Annotated in this window: 15 protein-coding genes; 12 read left to right on the top strand and 3 right to left on the bottom strand. The window is 50.7% G+C overall.

Annotated elements, in window-relative coordinates:
• Nucleotides 1-28 precede the first annotated feature (28 nt).
• The 4 genes from ACETK5_RS26580 (at nt 29) to ACETK5_RS26565 (ending at nt 7,437) form a co-directional block, all read left to right on the top strand.
• Nucleotides 29-3,376 (top strand): S-layer homology domain-containing protein, encoded by a 3,348-nt coding sequence (locus ACETK5_RS26580; protein ID WP_394058852.1) that lies wholly within the window; start codon nt 29-31, stop codon nt 3,374-3,376.
• Between the two features lie 174 nt (nt 3,377-3,550).
• Nucleotides 3,551-5,629 (top strand): bacterio-opsin activator, encoded by a 2,079-nt coding sequence (locus ACETK5_RS26575; RefSeq protein WP_394058850.1) that lies wholly within the window; start codon nt 3,551-3,553, stop codon nt 5,627-5,629.
• 224 nt (nt 5,630-5,853) lie between these two features.
• Nucleotides 5,854-6,909, top strand: coding sequence for a WXG100 family type VII secretion target (locus ACETK5_RS26570; RefSeq protein ID WP_394058848.1), 1,056 nt, complete (start codon nt 5,854-5,856; stop codon nt 6,907-6,909).
• A gap of 24 nt (nt 6,910-6,933) precedes the next feature.
• Nucleotides 6,934-7,437, top strand: coding sequence for a DNA polymerase III (locus ACETK5_RS26565; protein WP_394058846.1), 504 nt, complete (start codon nt 6,934-6,936; stop codon nt 7,435-7,437).
• 202 nt (nt 7,438-7,639) lie between these two features.
• On the opposite strand, the gene ACETK5_RS26560 is transcribed toward ACETK5_RS26565, so the two are convergent.
• Nucleotides 7,640-9,334 (bottom strand): PucR family transcriptional regulator, encoded by a 1,695-nt coding sequence (locus tag ACETK5_RS26560; protein ID WP_394058844.1) that lies wholly within the window; start codon nt 9,332-9,334, stop codon nt 7,640-7,642.
• 446 nt (nt 9,335-9,780) lie between these two features.
• On the opposite strand from ACETK5_RS26560, the gene ACETK5_RS26555 reads away from it, so the two are divergent.
• The 8 genes from ACETK5_RS26555 to ACETK5_RS26520 all read left to right on the top strand — a co-directional run bounded on the left by ACETK5_RS26555 (nt 9,781) and on the right by ACETK5_RS26520 (nt 19,671).
• Entirely contained in the window at nt 9,781-10,620 is an 840-nt protein-coding gene (locus ACETK5_RS26555) for an oxamate carbamoyltransferase subunit AllH family protein (protein ID WP_394058842.1), read from the top strand.
• Between the two features lie 3 nt (nt 10,621-10,623).
• Entirely contained in the window at nt 10,624-12,168 is a 1,545-nt protein-coding gene (gene fdrA / locus ACETK5_RS26550) for an acyl-CoA synthetase FdrA (RefSeq protein WP_394058840.1), read from the top strand.
• 1 nt (nt 12,169) lies between these two features.
• Complete coding sequence (locus tag ACETK5_RS26545) at nt 12,170-13,600, top strand: YlbE family protein (protein WP_394058839.1); 1,431 nt, start codon at nt 12,170-12,172, stop codon at nt 13,598-13,600.
• 272 nt (nt 13,601-13,872) lie between these two features.
• Nucleotides 13,873-15,414 (top strand): xanthine permease, encoded by a 1,542-nt coding sequence (locus ACETK5_RS26540; protein WP_100540444.1) that lies wholly within the window; start codon nt 13,873-13,875, stop codon nt 15,412-15,414.
• 60 nt (nt 15,415-15,474) lie between these two features.
• Nucleotides 15,475-16,842 carry a tetratricopeptide repeat protein gene (locus ACETK5_RS26535; RefSeq protein ID WP_394058837.1) on the top strand — a complete coding sequence of 456 codons (1,368 nt, stop codon included), beginning with the start codon at nt 15,475-15,477 and terminating at the stop codon, nt 16,840-16,842.
• Between the two features lie 164 nt (nt 16,843-17,006).
• Entirely contained in the window at nt 17,007-17,957 is a 951-nt protein-coding gene (locus ACETK5_RS26530; RefSeq protein WP_394058835.1) for a carbamate kinase family protein, read from the top strand.
• Nucleotides 17,958-18,157: 200 nt separating this feature from the next.
• Nucleotides 18,158-19,015 (top strand): hypothetical protein, encoded by an 858-nt coding sequence (locus ACETK5_RS26525; protein ID WP_394058833.1) that lies wholly within the window; start codon nt 18,158-18,160, stop codon nt 19,013-19,015.
• 95 nt (nt 19,016-19,110) lie between these two features.
• Nucleotides 19,111-19,671 (top strand): delta-aminolevulinic acid dehydratase, encoded by a 561-nt coding sequence (locus tag ACETK5_RS26520; protein ID WP_394058831.1) that lies wholly within the window; start codon nt 19,111-19,113, stop codon nt 19,669-19,671.
• Between the two features lie 92 nt (nt 19,672-19,763).
• On the opposite strand, the gene ACETK5_RS26515 is transcribed toward ACETK5_RS26520, so the two are convergent.
• Nucleotides 19,764-20,552 carry a response regulator transcription factor gene (locus tag ACETK5_RS26515; RefSeq protein WP_100540449.1) on the bottom strand — a complete coding sequence of 263 codons (789 nt, stop codon included), beginning with the start codon at nt 20,550-20,552 and terminating at the stop codon, nt 19,764-19,766.
• Nucleotides 20,545-22,245: a sensor histidine kinase gene (locus tag ACETK5_RS26510; RefSeq protein ID WP_394058828.1), complete on the bottom strand. Its 1,701-nt coding sequence runs from the start codon at nt 22,243-22,245 to the stop codon at nt 20,545-20,547. The genes ACETK5_RS26515 and ACETK5_RS26510 overlap by 8 nt, the downstream gene beginning before the upstream one ends.
• Nucleotides 22,246-22,305 lie beyond the last annotated feature (60 nt).

The raw sequence follows: 22,305 nt of genomic DNA, 5'->3' as shown, positions 1-22,305 counted from the left end.
TGTACTGATGCAAAGGAGAAACCTGTTTATGAAAAAAATGTCCATCATGCTGGCAGTAACGCTCATTTTTTCGATGGTGCTTGCTCCCTTGGCTTCCGCTCTGCCCGTGGTCCGGGCCGGAAACGACTCGGTCCCGGCCGAAGCGGACGGTTGGGTGTGGGTCAAGACCGCAGAAGAACTGGCTTATATCAATCGGAATCAAGCATCTTACCTGGATCGGAATATCCGATTGACCGACGACATCGATATGACCGGGTACGATTGGTTGCCCATAGCCGATGAAGCGACCGTCTTCAGCGGTATTTTCGACGGGAGGGGACATCGGATCAAAGGCCTCACCATCGAGGGAGGAGCTCTACAGTATGTCGGCTTCTTCGGCCGCGTATCGGGGACCATCCGTAACCTGGGGATTTCAGCTCAAGTCAACGGCGGCAGCTATGCCGGCGGATTGGTGGGACATCTGATGGGCGGCAGCATCATCAACTCGCATTCGCAGGGCTCTGTTACGAGCGGCAATATTACTGGTTACGGAGGCGTGAGCGTAGCAGGCGGGTTGGCCGGGGCGGCCAATGGCGCTTCGACCATTCTTCGCTCATCTTCATCCGCTGCCGTGAAGAGCGGGGATGCCTCCAATCAGTATGCGGGCGGCCTGGTTGGAGCTCAGGGAGCAGGCAGTATCAATGAATCGTATGCCACCGGAAGGATCACGAATACGGCGGGCGATCACTATTTCTTTGGCGGCGGGTTGGCCGGACAATTGATATACGGAACGATCGCCAATAGTTATTCTTCGACTGCCGTTATGCAGTCCGGAAGCGTCACATATTACACAGTGGGCGGTTTTATCGGAATCTTGACGTATGCCTCCATCAACGCCTCGTATTACGATAACATCACATCGGCTCAAACCATCGGCGTCGGTAGCGGGGATAACATGGGGGCGCCGCATCTTACAGGCCTTACCTCTGACGACATGAAGGCAGCCTCCAATTATGGCGGCTGGGATTTCGCGAATACGTGGGCTATCGATGTTGGCGTCAATGGGGGGTATCCCTATCTACGCCCCGGCATCTTGACTACCGATCTGCCAAGGGCGGTCAAGGACGTTCCCTATTCGATTACGATTGACGCTTTCGATGGTGCAAGGGAAGGGCTGGCATGGAGTGCTTCCGGACTTCCCGATGGCCTATCGTTGACTGCCTATGGCACGATTGAAGGCAGCGCTACGGTGAGCGGCACGTTCCCGGTGATGGTTTCGGCGACGGATGCGGGCCAGAACACCGTTAGTGAGGTGCTGACCCTGTACGTGGATGAATCAGCACCGGACATCGACGAGCTTGATATTAGTCCAGGCAGAGTGAACGGTTCGACAAGCGTGATGGCTGTTTCAGGCGATCCGGGGCATACGTTTGCTTATCTACTCGGGCCGGATGCCGGTATACGCCCCTTATTGGGGGATGCGCTGCCTAGCGAAGCGGTCTCCTACTCGTTAGGAGCGGACATTGTGGATCCCATTCCGGGTCAATATCTTCAGGTGTTTGAGTTTGATACACTGCAGCGCATTCAGGCATGGAGCAGCGTACAGGTGGAAGCCGTCCATATTCGAGACCAAGTCCGCGTGACGGGAGTGACGCTGGATCAGACAGCATTGTCCCTTACGGCAGGAGGTGCTTCACAGAAGCTGACAGCCGTACTTGCGCCGGCGAATGCGACGAACCAGACGGTATCCTGGAACTCCAGCGATTCAGCCGTCGCTCAGGTGGATCAGAGCGGTGAGGTGACGCCGATCGCGGAAGGTACGGCGGTCGTTACGGTGACAACCGCCGACGGAGGGTTCACGGCCACCGCAGCAGTGACGGTTCAGTCGGCTCCAGCGGCTGCGGGGACCGTGATCGGCGCAGTCTACGGTACAGGTAACACACCGCTGGCCGGTGCGGCGGTATCGGTGGGCGGAACGAAGGATACGACCGACGCCGAGGGGAGATTTGCGCTGAATAACGTAGCGGCAGGCCGCCATGCACTCACAGTGACGGCAGCAACGTATAACGATTACGCGACAACCGTAAATGTGTTAGCTGGGGAGACGGTCGACGTAGGACGCATCGATTTGAGAGCTGCCAATACCTCAGAACCGGAATCCCCATCCTATAGCTGGGTTCCTCCTGTTCCTACCCCTATCCCTACACCGGACCCAAGGACGGTCGTAACGATCAACGGCAAACAAGTTCGGGTAACCACCAAAAAAGAGCAGGAGCACGACGGACGCACCGTTCTGAGAGTGATACCGGGCTCCGAGATGGTTCGGTCATGGGTCGCTGGCGGGGACGATATCGTCATCGACATCGACAATGAGGATCCGGTGGTGAAGGTCGATCTTCCGGCTGAAGCGCTGCAGGTTCTCCTTGCGGCGAAGCCGAATGCAGCCATTCGAATTGGGGTAATCGGGGCAAGCTACCGCATTCCGCTGTACGTGCTAAGTGACCTCCCGAACCGAGTGACGGTAACGGTTGTCATTGCGAGAATGACGGATTCCGCAAGCCGTGATCTGGATGAGGAATTGACCCGCCAAGGGTATGACATGCTGGCGGAGCCGACGAGCTTTGAGTTATACAGCGACGGCGATGTAAGAATTGAAGCGGAAGGCACGTATTTAGAGCGGACATTCTCGATGAACGGTGCGGCAGAGCCCGACCATTCCACCGTCGTGTGGGTGGATGACGCAGGGAAGCCGCGCTTCGTCCCTTCCGTTTTTGAAGGGGAGACAGCGACTTTTTATGGCGTATATAACGGTGTGTTCACCGCGGTTCGCTCCAACCGAACCTTCGAGGATATCCAGGGACATTGGGCGCAAAGCGACATCGAGCGGATGGCGAACAAGCTGATCGTGAACGGATCGGCTGACGGCACGTTTGATCCTAACCGTACGGTAACCCGCGCCGAGTTCGTCGCGATGCTCGTGCGTGCACTCGGACTGGCCGAGAAGCCGCAGCTTTCTTCCTATTCGGACGTGGAGTCGAACGAAGCCTGGTATGCCGGTGCGATAGGCGCCGCATCCGCGGCCGGCTTGATTGAAGGTTACGCTGACGGTTCGTTCCGACCGGACGCTAGGGTCACGAGAGAGCAGGTGGCGGTTATGCTGGGCAGAACCGTTCGATATGCCGGCGAGCTTCCACCGCCGGATGCCTCCGCATTGGAACGCTTCGCGGACCATGCCCAGGTATCCGGGTGGGCCAAGGGACCGGCTGCCGAGCTGCTGGCCGCAGGCGTGATCGAAGGCGTCGGGAATGCTGCGTTCGCTCCGCAGGCGTTTGCCACGCGTGCCCAAAGCACGGTTCTCTTAAACCGAATGCTGCACTATTTGAATTTCATCAACTAATTGCAGCCGCATAGTTAACGAGCACATTCCAGCCAAGAATGTGCTCGTTTTTTTGCGTTTATTCTGTTATGGAGCCTATTCGTAGATTCAAAAAATAGTATAGTATAAAAATTAGTAGGTTTATTAGTGATAAGATTCAACGGGCGAGAAGCGGATGGAGTGAGGATGTAACGAATGGAGAAGATTGCAAAACATCGCATCATCGGTTTGGATCGGGAAATGAAGAGTTTCACGGATTGGCTGGCGGATTCCCGGGCGCAGACATCCATTTTTTCAATATCAGGGATTGGCGGTATTGGCAAAACAACGCTGCTGCTTCAGATGGCCCGCACGGCAAGGCAGTCCTCGGTGCGTTCTCTTTGGCTGGACGGGCAAGGGGGCTTAACGACGTCGGGCGCTTTTCTGGCGAGTCTGGAGATGAGTCTTGCAACTGAATACGGCAGAACCAGGGATCCGGAATCCGCGCTGCTGCCATACATCGTTAACGAGCTTCAGCTGCAGCGTACCGTGTTGTTCATCGACAATGGTGAAGAGATCGCACAGCTGGAAGGGTGGCTGTTCTCCAGATTTCTTCCCGAGCTGAAGTCCGCCCGCGTGTTGATCGTTTGTGCCTCACGCAATGGATTGCCGCTCAAGTGGCATACGAATCCGGAATGGAAATCCCAATTGCATAGGTTCCCTTTGCGGCTGTTTACGCGAGAAGAGGTCTACGATTATTTAGGCGGCAGCGGCTTGGGTGTGGAAATGCAAAGGGTTATTGCCGAGAAGACGGAAGGCCATCCGTTGTCGCTTGCTTTGACCGTGGATCTGCTGCTTTCCGAATCTGCGGAACAGTGGGATGTATGGCGAGAGGTTCCTGCTGTATTGAGCGCCGAATTTTTGCGGGAAGCGGCTTCTCCCGGCGTGTACCGTGCGCTGACGGTTTTGTCGCTTCTGCCTGCAGCCGACGAGAAGCTGCTGAACCGGTTGTTGGACGCACCCTTGGAAGGGGCGGACTATTATCATCTGAGGGCACTTTCGTTTGTACGGGATACGGTGGATGGGGTATTGCTGCACCAGGTCGTCGCTCGAATGTTACGGGATGACTTCGCTCGCAGAAACCCCGAACAATTCGAAGCGGTTCGCCATCAGGCGTTCGTTCTGCTGGCGGAACGATTCCATTCGGTCGATCAACGGATGCAGATGCGCCTGAGCGCCCACATTTTGGAGCTGTACCGCGAATTTCTTCCCCCGGCCCATGCGTATGCCAATTTCGCATCAAGCCTAAAGCCCGGCGAACAGAAACCGTTCGGGCAGGAGGATCTGCCGTATTTGCAGCGTTTTTTGAAGGCGTCTATTCTCGGTTCCGACTGGCAGTCTGAACTGGTTGAACCTGCCGATTGTCCGGTTTTGCTGGAGGAGCTTGCAGCTCATTTTCCTGAGGGAATTTTTATCGTGCGGGATGAAAAAGGGAAGCCGCTGGCGTTTTGCGCAGGCGTATGGCTGCATGCCTTGAGTTTGCCATTGTTGGAACGATATGCGCCTGGGTGTAGGGGGATGCTGGGAGAAGAGGCTTCTTCGCTGCATCGGCTTCCTCCGGAGGCAGCCGATACGATATTCGTGCTGTTATCCGCGGTAAACTCCGAACAGAATTTGTATCGTCCCGAAGAGTTGGGGGCTTTGCTGATGCAGCAATGGCTGGTTCATATGACTGGCGGTCTGCGGGGGATTTTGGCGGCGGGGGATCCGCAGTTGAATTCTTTATTGTCGATTCTGGGATTCAAAGCGTCCGGGAAAGCGACGGGATCTAAGGGCATCGAATTGACGACATGGGAGCTTGATTTTAGGCAAACAACCTTTGATCAGTGGATTCAGCGGATCATCCGGCAAACAGAGACAGCAGCAGGTCAACCGACATATCAACGGGAAGATGAGTTTCCCCCGACCATTGATAGAAGCGTAATGAAGCAAATGCTGGAACGGCTGTTCGACCCGGACAAGCTGGAGGTACTCCCTAACGTTCGGCGATTGGGTTGGGACGGGATGCAGGTGAGGGACATCATCCAAGGGATTCTGGCTGACGCACGTTCGATGGAACCTTTGACGCTATTGGAGAAGGAAATTCTAATCGCAAGTTATCTGCGCAAGGACCGAAATAAAAGCCAACTCGCAGCCTCTTTCCATATGAGCAGAGCCACCTTTTACCGCCATACGCGTTTGGCAGAAAAACATCTGGCTGTTGTGCTAAGCGATTTGGTGAGGTCAGAGCTCTGAGCACATTAGATAAGATATAGGATCAAATAGCCCGTTTATGCGGGCTCTGCATAGGATTCCCAGCGGAAAAACGCATCTCTGTAGGAGGTGCGTTTCTTACATGAAAGGCCCCAATCTTCCAGCTTGTAAACTCCAATGCCTTTGATATGAAGGACTCTGGAACCTTTTCCATATCCTAGAAGATAGGTACAATAAGGTCCAATGAAATATTGGAGAGGATGCAAATGCCTAGAATACTGGTTCCGCCCGAGGTATTGATTCGGGTATCGGAGGAAGCCGCCAGGTCAGCGGAAGAGCTGGAAACGACCAAGAATCGGCTGGACCAGCAGATTACGTATATGATGTCTTCGTGGGAAGGAACGACCCGTTCGCGGTTTTTTGAAGATTTTCAGCACGCCCACGGCGAAATGAATAAAACGATTGAACATCTGCGGATCATCGGCCAGGAGTTGAAAACCATTGCCTTTCGGTTTATTTCAGCCGATATGCACGAAGATCTCATGCTCGCGGCAGCTGCAGCGAGCGCTGCTAATGAACCCAAAACGTTCTGGGACCATGCGGGAGACTTCTGGCAGGGGCTGCAGACCGGTGCCAAGACCGTGGCCAATTCGGTAAAGGATACGGCGACCTCCTTAGTAGAAGATCCGCTTGACACCGCTAAGGATATGGCCTATAACATGACCATCGGGGCAGTCGAAGAGGTCGTCGACACGGCGGTTTGGGGAGGCAAAATGATCTTTGATGCCGATACCCAGGAGAAATTCGCCGCAGACGTCGAGGCGTCGGGCGGTGCGTTCAATTTTGCCGGACAGCAAGCAGCCATGACGATCGCCGGCTTGGTCGGACGCCGCTTTGGTGTGAAGACTCACCCACACCTGAAGCATGATTCGGGTGGGGATGGGGGGACCGGGCAGGGGGGAACGGAACAATCTCCAGTCCCAACAAAACCGGGTGGAGGAAGTAATCCAAATGATTTTGTTAACCCGCACTCTGAAAAGCACATGTTTGATCCAAGCAAGCCCTCAACCCCTAATCGTACACAATATGGTCAAGATGTTGATGTAGAGGGATTAAGGCAAGAAACCATGACTAATCCTGATAAAGCATATTCAAACTGGCCGAATCCTAATAACCCTAACTCTCAAAGAATAACCAAGTATTATAAAGAGTTTGACGGTAACATTAGTACTCCTGACACGGTAACAGGAAGCCATAGAGTATTTGAAAACTTGGATGACCCTACGAGGAGTTCCCATTTCCCTTACTTTCCAAGAAAATAAATTTGGGTGGTGTAAAAATAAAATATGAATGACTTGTTGTATCATGCTTACTTATCTGAAGGTCATGAACACCATGTTTCAATGCAAGAGATTATGTCAGTCGGTATTAACTTTATGACTAAATCAAACAACAGATATAGCAACGGTGGTAGGGTAAATCTTGAGATTACAGAACGGTTCAGACCTTTGAATACACCAGATTGGGTTAACTTCAACGAAGCAATCGGAGTAGATCTGGTTAGTCGTTTTACTAAATCTTTTTGTTTCCCGGTGTTTACGAATAGGATCCTAGTCTTTGATGGTGATATTTCTCTTTCTATATACGATCAAGCATTTTATGAGGATTTGAAGGATACCGATGAAGAAGCACTGAATTTTGATACAGGTGAAAGTATTGAATATTGGATAAACTTGTATTGGGGGAGTCTGATGACACTCGAACAATACAATGCAACGAAACCATATTCAAAGCCGGAAGTATTAGTCTTTGACTCCATTCCTAAAGAGATTATTCAAGTCTGTGAATAATAAATTTTTGAGCCTTGGACTGGCTTATGCTTTTCAATGTTTATTTTTCTAAGGGAATTTGAAGAGTGAGGGTAAAACTCAAATAATTATATTTATTCGATTGCTCATTTATAGTTGGTGAAGAAACTACCCCCAAAAAAAAGACGTGACATGGAAATGATCGCCCGGGGCGATCCTTCCTATCACGTCTTTTTGTCGTAGACTACCCTTTATTCAGCAGCCGATAAAGCGTGAGCGCCAATTGAATCTGGAATAGCTCGTCTGCGTTTTTTAAGCTGGAATTCAGCAGCTCTTTGATTTTGTCGATGCGATAGATAAAGGTGTTGCGGTGGATGAACATCGCCTTGGCCGCTTCCGTCACGTTCTGGTTGTGCATGAAATAGTATTCCAGCGTGGAGATGAAGCTGGTGTTGAACGTTTGGTCATGGTGATGGATGACGCCAAGTGTGTTGTGGAAGAACTCCTCCATCTCGGCAGGCTTGATATTGGAATCGAGAAAATGATAGACGGCGTAATCTTCAAAATGAGATATGATCCGAATGTCTTTGAATCGCTGCATCAATCGCATGGCTTCCTGGGCTTCGAAGAAACTTCGATGCAGGGAAGAGAACGTTTTATACTGGCTGCCGATGCCGATTAGAAACTGTGTTTTCTTCATTTCTCGGGTCAATAGCTCGACCAGTTCATTCGCGAAGGCCTTTGTTTCATGGACCGTAACCGGAGGTTTATGCTCGTTCTTCCCGACTAATATGATGATCTGCTGGCTTCGGTAGTAACAGGTAAGCTCCCCGTTGGCTTTGCTGGACAAGCCGTGGATCAAATTGACGCACTTCTTCACCATATGCTCCAGCTCGTATTTTCGGTACACGATGTCCTTGTAGTTGTCCAGCAAGGTCGGTTCGATATGGACAACCATGCAGTAATAGGTATAGTTGATATTCAGCCCATGCAAATCCGACTGCGAATGCAGCGTCTCGGTCGAGGTGATGCTGCCGGACAACAGGTCGTCAAAGAAATCGTGCCGGATTTTGAGCTTGACTTCCTCCAGCTCTTTCGCCTTCATGCGATCGAGGGCCAGAATGGTAGAGCCGTGCTCTAACGCCAAATTATCGACTTCGGTCAGCTTGCGAACAGTTTGGAAGATGACGATGTATCCGTACACATGGCTGGACACCGAGATCGGCATGATGCGGCATTTAAAGGTTTGATGCTTGTGATTGTAGTCGCGCTGGATCGATTTCTTGATTTCGCTTACGTATGTCGGGATCGCCTCGGTAAACTCGGACGGAAAGATGGGCCTGTTCTTCTGGAGGGACAAGAACTCATGCAGCGGCGTCTTATTATCCGGATGATCTGTATAGCAGAGCAAATTCCAATCCCGATCAAGAATCAGGATCGGATTATGGACGATGTCGGCTAGCTCCGCTGAAATTTGTTCGATGCCGCCCCCTTCCAGCGGGATTTTGAACAGCGCATTATGCAGATCGAGCGATCTGCGATTCAGAGCGTCATAATCGGCATTGGTCTTCTCATTAATGATCGCGATCACCTTGGACAGCGTGTATTCAAAAGGGAGCTCCAGCAGCGGAAGGCCATACTTGTTCGCCAGATCGATCATGTTTTGCGGAATTCGGTCAAAATAGCGTTTCATTTTGATACACAGTCCCGCGCAATTGTTCGCAGCCAATTCATGAATGACCCGATTCTGCAGCTCCTCGCTATCTTTAAAAATATATCCGGTGGATAAGAGCAGCTCATTCGAAGCCAGCCAATCGAATACATCCGGATTTTCAATAATATTCACAATGGATATTTGGTGATCGATTCCTGCTGTGCCTGCAACGAGCTTAATGCCCTCGATCGCTTGGATCTGAAGGATGTCCCTGATGGTTAGCATTCTTTAACACCCACCTTTGTTTTTCGATCTTCATTGTGCAATGTGCACAGCGAACACGGCATGTTTTTAGTTTCGCTGTACAATGACCGGAGCATCTCCCTGGATTACAATAAGGGTGTCAGGAGCGGTTTGTAACTTTAACTGTGATATAATTCACAAAATATCCTTTTGGCCGTGGAAAGCTATTCACCTGTTACATGTTCTACGTTTATATACCGGCTGAATTTGAATTCAGTATAGCATTTAAATTCCTTTATCTACAACCGAATGCATGGCGGTTTCAAGGTGAATGAAGCATTCAAAGGGATAGCCTGACGCAGGGCGTTACCTGCCCATTCGTTAGTGAAGGAGGCGATAAAACGGGAAGTTACGGGAAGATAGCGAAGACGGAGTCCGTTTCTATTGTAAGCGCCGCCATCTCGTGCGACGCGGAGTTTCTTCAAGACATGAGCAGCTTGAAATGGGATGGGTACGTACACAGTATTTTTGACCGAACAGTGAACCTGCAATGCCGGACGAACGATGAATTATACACGATTGCCAATCGTCAGATGGACAATGCTCCGAATACGCTGATCACGGACATGGGCAGCTTTTCCAATCGGGGGCTGGTCGTTGGAGACCGGGTCTATGCGGAGCACGATCGACTATACGTCGGGAAGGCGTTGGTCCTTACGCTGCGGGACGTCCGCGTATGGAGGAGCAAGCTTCCGTCATATGCGGATGACGAGGGAGTCCTAAGGAGCAATGCAGCTGCAGCGGCTTCATTTATTGAGATTCACGGCAAGGCCGGCGGGATGAAGCGATCGGCTGAGACCGTAAACTCTTTTGATCAGGAAATGGAGAGGTTGCTGAGGGAGCGCTCGACGGGACTTCTTGAAGCGCTATCCAAAGGCGAGGTCAGTCTTGCCACTCATTATGCAATTCAACTAATAGGCTTGGGTCCGGGTCTGACTCCGTCGGGCGACGATTTCTTGGTCGGATTGTTTACCGTTATGAATCTAACGGAGGGTCCGCTGTTCCAGATCCGCCATGTGTGCGAGCAAGTTGTGGCAGCAGCGGCTGATAGGAGCAATCCGATTAGCTATATGGCTTTAAAGAAAGCCGCAAGCGGCCAGGTAAGGGAATCCATTGGAGAGTTCATGCACCATATGATCCATGGCAGTAAGACTGAAGTTATACCTAGCTTATCCAGGGTACTCGATATCGGTTCTACATCAGGAACGGATATCGCGCTCGGGCTCGTGAATGGCTTGAAGCTTAGCATAGAAAGAAATGGGAGGTAAAGCATGTCGACTAAAGTTGTGATTAAAAAGAATACGTACTTTGATTCCGTTTCATTGATGTCACTGTCAACCAAAGCGAATCAATTGGAAGGCGTGGATCAGGCCTTTATCGCAATGGGAACGCAGATGAACAAGGAAGTACTGGCCAATGTCGGTCTCATGACCCCGGAGCTGGAGGAAGCCAAGGGAAGCGATCTGATGATCGTCATTAAAGCGGTCTCTGAGGAATTCGTGGAAAGCGCTTACGAAGGCATCGAAGCCCTATTTAACAGCAAGGGAAGCGAGGCAGGAAACAGTGAACTCACGTTCCCGACGATCGACTCAGCCGCGAGAAATCTTCCTTCAGCCAAGCTGGCCGTCATTTCTGTAAACGGACTGTTCGCAGCCAGAGAAGCCAGAAAGGCACTGGAGAATGATCTCCACGTCATGCTGTTCAGCGATAATGTCAGCGTGGAAGAGGAGATCGAGCTCAAGAATATGGCGCATGAGCGTGGCTTGCTCATGATGGGACCGGACTGCGGCACGGCCATCATCGGAGGCGTGGGGCTGTGCTTTGCGAATCAAGTGCGACCAGGAAGCATCGGGATCGTTGGCGCATCCGGCACGGGAAGCCAGGAGGTTAGTGTTCGGATTCACGATTTTGGCGGCGGAATCTCCCAGCTGATCGGCACGGGTGGACGCGATTTAAGCGAACGGGTTGGCGGCATGATGATGCTGGACGGCATGAGGGCGCTTAACCAAGACGAAGCTACCAAGGTCATCGTACTGATCTCGAAGCCGCCTGCCAAGAGCGTGGAGGAGAAGGTGCTTGCCGAGATCAAGAACATGAGCAAGCCTGTCGTGGTGTGTTTTATCGGCGGAACGGAAGAAGCGGTCGTGAACGCCGGCGGACATTTTGCCAAAACAACGAAAGAAGCGGCGTTGAAAGCCGTTATCCTGTCAGGCGTAGACGAGAGTACCATCGATAAGCATCCGCTGAACCTGCCTCTCATCGAGGAGATCAAGGCCAAGCTGACGCCGGAGCAAAAATACATCCGTGGATTGTTCTGCGGCGGAACGCTGTGCGACGAAGCCATGTACCTGGCGATGGAGCAATACGAGGATGTGTACAGCAACATTCCGAAGGATCCGAAGTATCGCCTGCAGGATATCCATGTGAGCCAGGGCCACACGTTTATCGATTTTGGAGATGACGAGTTCACCAACGGCAAGCCTCACCCGATGATCGATCCTTCTTCCCGGATTGCCAGATTCAAGCAGGAAGCTAAAGATCCGTCGGTTGGCGTTATCGTAATGGATTTCGTTCTTGGATATGGAGCGCACGAGGATCCGGTCGGGGTCATGCTCCCGGCGATTGTGGAAGCCAAGCAGGCGGCCGAACAAGAAGGAAGGCATCTGGAGATTATCGGCTATGTACTGGGAACGGATCTCGATACGCCGTCTGTAGAAGACCAGTTAAATAAACTGGTATCTGCGGGAGTTACTTATGCCAGCAGTAGTACGAATACAGGGCTTCTTGCCAGAGGCTTCGTCGAGAAAGGAGTATGACATGAGCAGAATCAACGAGCTGTTTAACAGCGAGCTTCATGTACTCAATGTGGGTCTGGAAATGTTTAAAGACGATATTTTGAAACAAAAAGGGAAGGTCTCCCACCTGGAGTGGAAACCGCCGGGCGGCGGCAAGCCAGAAGTGATCGCACTGCTTGACAAGCTGGATCAGCCGGACGTTCAGGAGAAAATCGAAGCGGCGAATAAGCTGGCCGTGGAGCGGATCATCAACTCCCAGCCGGTATTGATCGGTTTCGATCAGGCGATTCATGTCGTGCCGGGCATGACCAAAAAGACGATCCTGCACGCAGGTCCGCCTATTACGTGGGAGCGAATGAGCGGTCCGATGAAGGGCGCGGTGACGGGTGCACTGGTTTTCGAAGGCTTGGCCAGCAATCTGGATGAAGCGGCGGAACTTGCGGCATCGGGGGAAATCACGTTCTCGCCATGCCATGAGCATAACTGCGTAGGCTCGATGGCCGGGGTAACCTCAGCCTCCATGTTCATGCACATCGTGGAGAACCGGACATACGGCAATATCGCGTACACAAATCTGAGCGAGCAGCTGTCCAAAATCCTGCGGATGGGCGCCAATGACGAAACGGTCATCGCCCGTCTGAACTGGATGCGAGACGTGCTGGGCCCGATGCTCCGGGATGCCATGAAGTTCTCCGAGAATGGCATCGACCTTCGCCTCATGTTGTCGCAGGCGCTTCATATGGGAGATGAATGCCATAACCGCAACAATGCCGGCACGACGCTGTTAATCCAAGCGTTAACGCCGTTGATTCTGCGGACGGACTTCCCTACCGAGCAGCAAATTGAGGTCTTTGATTTTGTGGCAAGCAGCGATTACTTCTCCGGCCCGACCTGGATGGCGCTCTGTAAATGCGCACTGGATGCGGCGCATGGGATTGAATACAGCACCATCGTGACCACCATGGCCCGCAACGGCGTCGAATTCGGCATTCGCGTCAGCGGCATGCCAGGCAATACCTGGTTCACCGGACCCGCGCAAAAGGTGGTTGGTCCCATGTTCGCAGGTTATAAGCCGGAGGATTCAGGCCTTGATATTGGCGACAGCGCGATCACGGAAACCTACGGTATCGGCGGATTTGCGATGGCAACCGCTCCGGCGATTGTGGCGCTTGTCGGCGGAACCGTGGATGAAGCCATGAATTATTCAGTCAAGATGAAGGAGATTACGACCACGGAAAATCCGAACGTCACGATTCCTTTATTGAACTTCAGCGGCATTCCAACGGGCATTGATATTCGCAAAGTGGTCCAAACCGGCATCATGCCTGTCATCAACACGGCCATCGCGCATAAAGACCCGGGAGTCGGAATGATTGGAGCGGGTATCACGCATCCTCCGGTGGATTGTTTTGAACAGGCGTTACTAGCTCTTAGCCAGCGCACGCAGTCATAGAATGGTGCCCCTTCAGGCTTGCACTAATGCCTGAAGGGTACCTGAAGTGCTAGTTCTATAAGAGGTTGTTCAAAAAGTCCGCTTTTGATCACGAGGCAAATCGGGAAGCTGGTTCGGCATCGAATCTTGAATTCAGCCGGTCCTTCCGGTGCTCACGTACCCAAAACGTACGCTCCGCTCCTCAGTCCCTAGCTTTATCCAATCTTCTCGGTGCTGAAAACCGACCTTTTTGAACACGCACTATAAGTGTAATGATCTAAGGAGGCATTTATATGGATCAGGTACTCATGAAAATGTTATGGAAAAAAGGAGATTGGGCTGCGTTCTTCGGCTTGCTTGCCAATAATCTAACCAATCTGCTGACCATGATTTCACTTTTGATTTTTGTTGTAGGTTTTCCGGAAGATATGGTCTACGGAAGAGTAGTCCCTGCCTTCGGATTCGCTATCTTTATCGCAAGCATGGCTTACGGTTGGTTTGGATATAGGCTGGCAAAGAAAACGGGCCGCAGTGACATAACCGCACTGCCATCAGGTCCGAGCGCCCCATCGATATTTACCGTTACTTTTCTGGTGCTGATTCCGGTATTCCGACAGACCAATGATGCAACGTTTGCGCTGCAGATCGGTCTGGTATGGTGCTTCTTCGAAGCCATGATCCTGGTTGTGGGTTCCTTCTTGGGCGATTTGCTCCGAAAAGTAATTCCAAGAACCGTTCTCTTGTCCTGTTTGTCCGGCCTTGGATTGCTGCTGCTTGCCATGAACCCGATGCTGCAATCATTCGAAACACCGATTGTCGCTTTTATCGTACTGGTTATCATCTTTATCAACTGGTTTGGTAAATCTCCAATATTCAAAAAAATCCCGACCGGTTTTCTGCTCCTAATTGCCGGTACCGTCCTGGCTTGGGTATTCGGATTGCAAAATCCGGAAGCGATTACGACGGCGTTGTCTACACTGGGCTTTAATCCGCCTGAAGTTCACATTACAAGCCTGTTCCAAGGAATCCCTCATGCGCTGCCGTACCTGGCATCGGCTATTCCTCTGGGTCTCGCCAACTATATTTTTGACTTGGAAAATATCGAGAGCGCGCATGCGGCCGGAGATCCCTACAATACCCGGAACGTCATGCTGACGAACGGTGTGGCTTCCAGTATCGGCGCATTCACAGGCAACCCGTTCCCGGTTACCGTGTACATCGGGCACGCCGGCTGGAAATCCATCGGCGCAGGCCTTGGGTATACGATTGCATCCGGCTTTGCCATGTTAATCATCTCGCTCTTTGGAATTGGAGCGCTGCTCCTGTCCATCATTCCGGTTGTCGCGATTGTACCGATCCTGGTCTATGTCGGCGTGGTCACGGCCAATCAGGTTGTCCGCGAGACGCCTAAGAATGAAGTGCCCGTTATCTTCATCACTTTATTCCCTTGGATCGCCAACTGGGCTTTAACGCTTGCCAATAACATCTTTAACGCTGCTGAGACGACGGCTTCCAAGGTTGGCATCGATTTGTTGTTAAGCAAAGGCGTTTATTATAACGGTCTGAATCATCTGGGGAACGGCGCACCGCTCAGCAGTTTAATCTGGGGCTCAATTGCCATCTTCGCCATCCTGAATAAGCCGCTGCGGGCTGCCGTGTTCGCGGTCATCGCAGCCGTTCTATCCCTGTTCGGCATTATCCATGCGCCTACGGTGGGATTTGCCCAAGAAACACTGATGCCGTTCGTATACGCATACCTGATGGTTGCGGCACTGTTTGTTTATAAGCATTTTTCCGATCTACGCGATCCGGCAAACCAACTGCAGTCAGAATAATAGCGGAATATGCAGGTCCGCAAAATAAGGATTGCAAACATAAAATGAGGAGGTCACTCGATGAATGCGGAAGCGATGAATGACGAACTCATTCTGGCATGCGACCGGGGAGACTTGGCTGCGGTAGAGCAGTTATTGGAGCGTGGTGCCGATGTTCATCACAAGGACAGCCAGGGCCGGACGGCTCTAATGGCTGCAACACAGAAAAACCATGTTTCCCTCGCCAAAAAGCTAATCGAAGCCGGCAGTGACGTGAATGCAAGAGACATCACCATGTTAACCCCATACCTCTGTGCAGGAGCTAACGGTTTTCATGAAATCCTGCGGCTGACTATTCACGGAGGAGCGGATATCACAAGCGTGAACCGGTTTGGGGGAACAACGCTGCTGCCTTCAAGCGAAAAGGGATATTTAAGAACCGTTCAGATTTGCCTGGAAGCAGGCGTTGCCGTTAATCATGTGAATAACCTGGGATGGTCTGCGCTGCTGGAGGCGGTTATTCTCGGGAACGGGGGGCGGCTGTACTCTGATATCATTCAGCTTTTGGTTGAAGCAGGGGCCGACGTGCATTTGAAGGATCGTGACGGAAAGTCTTCCCTCCAGCATGCCGTAGAGATGAAGCAGCATAAGGTAATCAAGATTCTCAACAAACAAGGCTTAAGTTTCTCAGGCAGTATCCAAAGAGCGAAAGAGCTGGCTAGGGAAGAGAAATATGAGGAAGCCATCTCGATCATAGACAACGCGCTGGGGGAGGAGGGGAATCCTGCCGACCTCTACTACTACAAGGGCTATTTTTCCGGAGAATTAGGACGTTATGACGAGGCTCTGGCAGCTTATCATCAAGCGCTGTCGCTTGATCCCGGCGATCTCGACTTCTATTTCTATACCGCCAATGCTTATCGGATGATGAAGCGTCCTGAAGAAGCCATTGCCGAATATGATAAAGCGATTGAGCGGAAGCCGGAGGAAACGTTCTACCGCTATCATAAATCCAATTATTTAAGAGAATTGGGCAGGCACGAGGAAGCCGTCATCGTGATGGATCTGCTGTTAGCCCAGCAGCCTTGGCGTTATGATTTCTCATTTCACAAGGCGAACAGCCTGAGATCGCTCGGTAAACACCAAGAGGCTGCCGATGCGATAGATCATGCAATCACGCATGATCGCACCAATGCGCTATATCATTACCATAAGGGCCAATCCTTAAATTTGCTTGGTAACTATGAGGCGGCGATGGAGCAGATTGACCAGGCAATCGAATACGGTCCGGATCATGCGGATTATTACTGTGAGAAGGTTTGCAGCCTGCTGGAGCTTAAACGGACGGAGGAGGCCATGGCGCTTATAGAACGTGTGCTTACGGTTCATCCGAACCATGGCAGAGCCGAAGGATTGAAAGAAAAAGCAACGGCTGCCGCACGAAAATAATTCTGCAGAATCAATGCCTCTTTTCGGAATTTTCCACAGCCTCGGGCACGATAGGGATGAATTGGATACTAAACGCTATAGCTTGTTATGTCCCCGTGCCCTTTCGGCTCGTCATAGAGGATCACGCAGCTGGAGCAATCGGCTGAACGACCAGGAGGATTGTCATGAATAAATTTGTAGTTGTAGCCATTGGCGGAAATTCGTTAGTGAAGGATAAGGGGCGCGAGTCGATTAAGGATCAGTACGAAGCGGTATGCGAAATTGCAGCCAACATTGCGGATATGGTGCAAGCCGGCGTCAACGTGGTCGTTACGCACGGAAACGGGCCGCAGGTAGGCTTCGAGCTGAGAAGGAGCGAGGTGGCTTCCGAGGTCATCGGCATGAATGCTGTTCCGCTCGTGAACTGCGTGGCGGATACGCAGGGTGGCATCGGCTACCAAATTCAGCAGGCGTTAACGAATGAATTCATCCACCGCCGCATCACGAAAAAAGTAGCAACCATCATCACGCAGGTTGAGGTCAGCGAAACCGACCATAACTTCCGCGAGCCTTCGAAACCGGTGGGTTCCTTCTTCACCCTGGAGCAAGCCGAGGAATTGAAGCGCGAGCATCCCGAGTGGGTGATGATTGAGGATTCGGGCCGGGGATATCGAAGGGTTGTTCCTTCGCCTGCTCCCATTGATATTGTCGAGAAGGATGCCATCCGTTCGCTGATCGAGTCCGGCTGTATCGTGATTGCCGTCGGCGGAGGAGGCATTCCCGTCATCAAGACGAAGGAGCATACCTACGAAGGCATCGATGCGGTGATCGATAAGGATTTTGCCACAAGTTTATTGGCAGAGCAGGTGGATGCGGAAACGCTGATTATCACAACGGGCGTGCCCCAAGTATTCGTGAATTTCGGTACGCCGGATCAGATGGCGCTCGAAGAAGTCACCGTTGACGAGATTAAACAGTATGTGAAAGAGGGGCATTTTCCAAAAGGCAGCATGCTCCCCAAAATTGAGGCGAGCCTCAATTTTCTTAAGAAGCCGGGGCGCAGAGTTATCATTACGAACCCGGAAAGCTTAAGCGATGCCATCAGGAAACAGGCCGGCACTCATATTGTGAGTTAATGGTGCAAGCGGTTGGCTAATGAACAGCCATATCCACGTTTTTAGAACGAAGACCCGAGAGAGGGATACTTTGAAAAAAGTGCCTCTCTCGGGTTCTTTGCGTTTATATTAATAAATTACGTTTTCAAATAATAAAAAGAGGAAAAAACACCATATATTCGAATATACTCTAGAAACCATAAGAAGAGAGGGATACGCTGATGAATATGCAGACGCTAGCAGAGAAAACGAGTGCCGGCTTGTTTAACGATATCCTAAAACGTGACTTTTCGCAGGACACGATTTCTGAATTGGAACAGATGAACGCAGTCCAATTGGAAAACAAATTGAAAGACACACTAGCAGTGCCGATAAGCATATCCAAGCCAAGGGTATTCGAATATCTTCAACTGTATTATTCAGCATCTTGGCAGAATCTCTTCATGGAGCTGCATATGCCCCGTGCTTTAAGTCTTTTGGAAGTCGGCGCAGGCGATGTCATTTACATTCCCAAGGCTGTAGACGCCTATTCCCATGAAGCGGGGTCCTATGTGACGGCCAACCTCAACAGGGATCTGACACGAAATTTTCAGGAGAAAACGAAAGGAATGGACGTCAACATACGGGTTGTTGGGGACGATGCCGCCAATATCGGTTTATATTATCCAGAGTCCTCTTTTGACGTTGTGGCTTTTCATCATGCCATTAATGATATCATTCAGACCATTATCGCCAACCGCGAGGGCATAGATACCGAAAATCAGGATTGGTGGTCAATCGAACCTCAAATGCTGCAAGCTGTGATGGAGTATCATCGTAAAGGTACGCTAAAAGATGCAGCGTATCAGGCGTTTATCCAAATCATAGACACAAGCTGTAAGCAGCTAAAAAGCGGAGGATACATGATATTCGATAACATTACCTATGCCGGATATGATGAAATGGGGTATTCCTCCGATTTTCACAACGACTATATACAACTGGCTAGAAGCTGGATCGGCGAAGCGAATCTAGGTCTGGAAGAGATCGAAGTCGATTCGTATGATAAACAATGGTGGATGATATGGAGAAAAGTATGATGAACCGCGCCTGGTTGAAAAAGGAAATGTTGCCGGCAATAATAGAATGGGGCTCCAATTCCAAATCTATGTAATTGTCAGGAGTTGATACAGTAGTGAGTAAGCCGGTTATGCAGGTCGCTCTGGTCGTCGGACCGGATTGCGATATGGAGAGCCAAGCCGTAAGAGCGGCTCTGGAATATTTCGGGGTACGCGTTTTTACATATTGGATCGGAAGGCCGAATGATCTGATCTCCGTTTTGTCAGGGGATGATATATATGAAGGCACCGATATGATCCTGTTGAACTTTCATGGGGATGAAGGCAGCTTGATCATGCCGGAGCTCGGCGAAGAGGTATACGAGGAGGATGAGCCGAAGGGCGGCTTCGGGCCTGCTGAAATTAAGCGTTATGCGAAGCTGGACGGGAAGACGGTGATCGCGAACGGCTGCTCGCTGGGGGATCCGGCACTGGCCGAAGCCTTCCTGGAGAGGGGCTGCAGGATGTATATCGGGCCGGATGACTATCCGGACGGCAACGATGCGCTGATGTTCGTTCTCCGGCTGTTCTATGAGATCGTTCAGCAGGGACGGGACGTGAAGGAAGCCTTTGCGCAAGCGGTGGCAATGCGTGGTGAGCTATCCATGTACCGGCTGTATGAACGACAGGAATCATAGATAAAGATTCTACACCCCTGCTCAAGCCTAGCAGGAGTGTGTGCAAATATATAAGTGCGATAGAGTACCTCTAGTATCTAGATTACCCTAATCTATCCATTCTTCTCCTCGAAATATTCCTGATACTGACTCGGCGTGACATGGGCGTACTTTTTGAAGATGCTTATAAAATACTTGTAGTCGCTAAATCCGATATCCTGCGCGATGGTATAGACTTTGTTATCGCCTGACTTCAGTAAATCGATCGATTTCTGAATGCGATAACGATTGAGAAACTCGTTGAAGGTGTAGCTGGTCTCTGCCTTGAATTTCTGGTTCAGGTAATAGGCGCTTAAGCCGATCTCCTCCACGAGGTCATGAATGCTGATCTTCTTGGCATAGTTCTCCTGTACATAGGCGATCATGTTGGCCACGTATTTGGAGGTCTTGGTTTCCTTCTCCAGAAATTTGCTGTTTAGAATCTCTTCCTTCTCCTGCGGATGATTCGAGATCACTTCATATTTGCGGATTAAATCCACTTTGGCTTTGGCTGATTCGAGTGCCGCGACCAGCTGCTCATCCTCTAAGGGCTTCACCAGGAACTCGGTGACGCCTAACTGGAGTGCCTGCTTCGCAAGGTGGAATTCATTATAACCGGAGATAATGATGCTGCTGAAGGTATGCTCCTGCAAACCTTCCCGAATCATTGAAATGCCGTCCTTGATCGGCATGGTGATGTCGGTAATGACGATATCCGGCTTCAGCTCGCAGATCTTCTCGTAGCCATCCTGCCCGTTCAGTCCTTCTTCAATGACGATGCAATCGTATTGAAGCCAATCGATGCTGAACCGTATCCCCCTGCGAATCATATCTTCATCTTCGACCAGCAGTACTTTAAACATGATATTCACTCCATTCGTAAGGAATTGTAAGTGCCACGCAGGTACCTTTTCCTTGCGCGCTGTCAATGTGAATGCCGGATTCTTCGCCATATAAAAGCACTAAACGACGATGAACGTTGTACAGACCGATATGCTGCGTCGTATTCGTCTGACTTTGCAGAATCTGATTCACTTCCTGCAGGGTCTGCTCACTCATGCCTTGCCCGTTGTCGCGAACTTCCAGAATGAGCTTGCCGGTTGATGTGTAGATGTTGATCTCAATCAGCACATCACTTTGATTCTCATATCCATATTTGATAGCGTTTTCGATAATCGGCTGCAGCAGAAGCTTGGGGACGTATACATCCAGCGTTTCCTCCGCTACGGTAATCCGATATTCCAGCCGATCATTGAACCGAATTTGCTGCAGCTTCAGGTAATCCCGTACATAATTCATGTCATTCTTCAGCTGGACATTGCGATCATGTCCGATGCTGTATCGAAGCAAGCGGGAGAGAATCAGCACGATGTCCTGGGCTTGATTCGCGTCAATCTTAATAGCATAGCGCAGGGTTTCAAGGACATTAAAAATAAAATGCGGATGGAACTGCGATTGCAGCTGCTTTACCTCAATAATCGTGCGGAGCTCCGACAGCTCTTTATTTTTCTCGATCAATTCCTTCAACCGATCCAGCATCACATTGTACTCATCGCCGAGAATTTGAAACTCGTCGTTCGTCTGAATGTCGACATAGCCATTGAAGTTTCCTTCGCGCAGCTGGGCCAAGGCATGAATTAATTTATCGATCGATTCGGAATTTCGGGTCGACATTTTGTTCGCCAGGAACTGGATCAAGACCCACAGCAGCAGGCTGGCCGCAAGGACAAAGAAAGAAACCGTATAGTAGGTGTATTGCTCCGATTTATAGGAATTCAGCGTAATGACTTGAATCGGCGTGTCAGGGATTCGCTTGGCATACATGTAATACTTGCCTTGGTTCAGCAGAACATGTCCCTTGTTATCGACCTTCGGGCTAAATTTGTTGAGAACGCCTTTGGTCACATTGCTGGTCGTGGCAATGATGGTATTATGTTCATCGGTGATCATGGCGATCTCATTATTTTGTTTGAAAATCACCTTCTGAATGTCCGATTCGGACAGCTGATAGATGATATAGCCTATCGTCCGCTTGTCCTTAACGATGGCCTTGCCAAACGTGTAACTCGTATCGCGATCATGCGAATAACGAAAGCTGTTCATTTCGGTAAGCGTGTCGCCGGGCCGCTGATCAATTCGATGAATGAGATTGCCGAAGGCGAAATTGGAATACAGTGAATCCGCCGGGGCAGAGCTTGCCAGGAAGACCCCATCCGTATTGACGATATGAAAAATGCTCTTGACCTTCTGCTGGTTGTTGAAATCATAAAATGCGGAGTACACTTGTTCGCTGCCCAAATGCGAGCTTACATAATCGATCACGGTAGGAGAGACGGCCATCCGATTAATCTCCTCGTAGTACTGCTGATACACGCCGGATATGGACTGACTGATGGACTGGGCAGCTTCGGTCGTTTTTTGGGTTAGGTTCATTCTGCCATTAATAATCGTGAACGCCAAAAACAATACGATTAAGATGGAGAACGGGATCATCGTATAGATGCGAAATAAATGACGGGTTGATTCCTTGAAGTTGCGATAATGTGTATGTTTCATGCTGCCCTCCATCTGCGATAAGCCCCTCGATCCTATTATACCGACTGGCGGTAGCCGCAG

Source organism: Paenibacillus ilasis (assembly GCF_043195395.1).
Lineage (GTDB): Bacteria > Bacillota > Bacilli > Paenibacillales > Paenibacillaceae > Paenibacillus_AQ > Paenibacillus_AQ lautus.
Note: the sequence above shows the minus strand (reverse complement) of the source record. Positions and strands in the feature narration are given on the sequence as shown.

Bases quoted from the DNA above. Each gene is read 5' to 3' on its own strand.
- ACETK5_RS26565 (WP_394058846.1), top strand. From the start codon at position 6,934: ATGAATGACTTGTTGTATCATGCTTACTTATCTGAAGGTCATGAACAC.
- ACETK5_RS26575 (WP_394058850.1), top strand. From the start codon at position 3,551: ATGGAGAAGATTGCAAAACATCGCATCATCGGTTTGGATCGGGAAATG.
- ACETK5_RS26560 (WP_394058844.1), bottom strand. From the start codon at position 9,334: ATGCTAACCATCAGGGACATCCTTCAGATCCAAGCGATCGAGGGCATT.
- ACETK5_RS26540 (WP_100540444.1), top strand. From the start codon at position 13,873: ATGGATCAGGTACTCATGAAAATGTTATGGAAAAAAGGAGATTGGGCT.
- ACETK5_RS26580 (WP_394058852.1), top strand. From the start codon at position 29: ATGAAAAAAATGTCCATCATGCTGGCAGTAACGCTCATTTTTTCGATG.
- ACETK5_RS26525 (WP_394058833.1), top strand. From the start codon at position 18,158: ATGAATATGCAGACGCTAGCAGAGAAAACGAGTGCCGGCTTGTTTAAC.
- ACETK5_RS26535 (WP_394058837.1), top strand. From the start codon at position 15,475: ATGAATGCGGAAGCGATGAATGACGAACTCATTCTGGCATGCGACCGG.
- ACETK5_RS26545 (WP_394058839.1), top strand. From the start codon at position 12,170: ATGAGCAGAATCAACGAGCTGTTTAACAGCGAGCTTCATGTACTCAAT.
- fdrA (WP_394058840.1), top strand. From the start codon at position 10,624: ATGTCGACTAAAGTTGTGATTAAAAAGAATACGTACTTTGATTCCGTT.
- ACETK5_RS26515 (WP_100540449.1), bottom strand. From the start codon at position 20,552: ATGTTTAAAGTACTGCTGGTCGAAGATGAAGATATGATTCGCAGGGGG.
- ACETK5_RS26530 (WP_394058835.1), top strand. From the start codon at position 17,007: ATGAATAAATTTGTAGTTGTAGCCATTGGCGGAAATTCGTTAGTGAAG.
- ACETK5_RS26570 (WP_394058848.1), top strand. From the start codon at position 5,854: ATGCCTAGAATACTGGTTCCGCCCGAGGTATTGATTCGGGTATCGGAG.
- ACETK5_RS26555 (WP_394058842.1), top strand. From the start codon at position 9,781: ATGAGCAGCTTGAAATGGGATGGGTACGTACACAGTATTTTTGACCGA.
- ACETK5_RS26510 (WP_394058828.1), bottom strand. From the start codon at position 22,245: ATGAAACATACACATTATCGCAACTTCAAGGAATCAACCCGTCATTTA.